This is a genomic window from Kosmotoga sp. (assembly GCF_982836095.1).
On sequence record NZ_CEYIHJ010000024.1, the window covers coordinates 1 to 1,389 of the forward strand.

Below are 1,389 nucleotides of genomic sequence, written 5' to 3' on the forward strand. Positions count from 1 at the left end.
AATTGACATGGTAATTTGTGAAAATCAAAGAGGCTGTATTGAAAAAGATGTTTAACTTATTTTGACTTTTGGAGGCGATGGCACAGTTCTCAAAGCGGTGCCTTGCGCTCTTGAAAATTCCATCCCCATATTGAGCTTTAAAATAGGAAGTGTGGGATTTCTTTCAGCTTTTGAGCTTCATCAGTTAGAAGAAGCTCTCAATTTATATCTGAACTCTATGCTGATTGAGGATAACAGAACACTGCTCAAAATAGGTGGCGTGCTTGGTACGGAATACGCTCTGAACGATTTTGTATTAGAGCGCTCAAAACCCAGTAGAACCATATATTTGAGGGTTATGATAGAAGGCTTTTCGCCTTACATTATAGCGGGTGATGGAATTATAATATCCACGCCAACCGGTTCTACGGCTTATAACCTCGCCGCGGGTGGTGCAATAATAGATCCTTCTTCCGATGTTTATCAGGTTACACCATTGAGCCCGCATAACCCATATGTTGGCTGCATTGTAGTGGGAGCTTCGCGAAGAACCGTTATTGAACTTCTGGATGACCGTGGCTATCCTATGGATTGTTACAACGATGGTGTTTTTAGGGGAAATCTTGAAAAAGGGCACAAGGTTGAAGTAGCCCTTTCAAAAAGATCGGTGACATTACTCAGGCCAAAGGAGTTTGATTTTGTTGGTGTCATGAGAGATAAACTCGCCTTTGGTGGGAGGCTGAGAGATGATTTCAAGAAGAGGTGAAGAAAAGCTCGACGAGCTGCGAGATGAACTGCTCAAGCTTGCTCGTTATGTTCAAACGATGTACAGTAAATCAAAAATGGCATTTCTCGAGAGGAATGAGCACCATGCCAGAGATGTGATGTATTCTTCTTCTATCCTCGATACCTTTCAGCTGAGCATTGAAAGAAAGACTGTCATACTTGGTGGAACCCTTATGTTGACTGGTAAAAATTTGAGATTAGTGATGATGGGAATGAAGCTGGTAAACGAATTAACGAGGATTGGCAAACAATGTCTGACGATTTCGAGATACTCATTGGAACTGTCAAAACTATCTTCCATTGGCTTTTACAACAGCATGTCTAAAACAGCAAACCTCATCGACGAGATGTTTAACAATGCAGTCAAAAATATTTATTCACCATCAACTAGCATGTCAGGGCAGATTTGCTCAAAAAACAATACCGTGAGCACCCTCCTTGACAGCACGGAAAAAGAGATAACTGAAACCATTGTCCAAAACCCTACGATTGCCCTTAAAGGAGTGAAGTTGATAAGCCTTTTAAGGGTTTTCAGAGAAATTGCTGCTTCTTCTTTATCTCTGACTGAGTGTTCGATTTTTATAGAAACCGGCGAATATTACAGATGTATGGGAAGCGAATTCT

At 41.1% G+C, this 1,389-nt stretch carries 2 protein-coding genes; both read left to right on the top strand.

Translation table 11 applies throughout. From position 1 onward, the window contains the following. Nucleotides 1–61: 61 nt before the first annotated feature. Nucleotides 62–745, top strand: coding sequence for an NAD(+)/NADH kinase (locus AC3LHT_RS02965; RefSeq protein ID WP_488661927.1), 684 nt, complete (start codon nucleotides 62–64; stop codon nucleotides 743–745). Then, the coding region (locus AC3LHT_RS02970) for a phosphate signaling complex PhoU family protein (protein WP_488661928.1) at nucleotides 726–1,389 on the top strand (664 nt) is incomplete at its 3' end. The genes AC3LHT_RS02965 and AC3LHT_RS02970, both read left to right, overlap by 20 nt.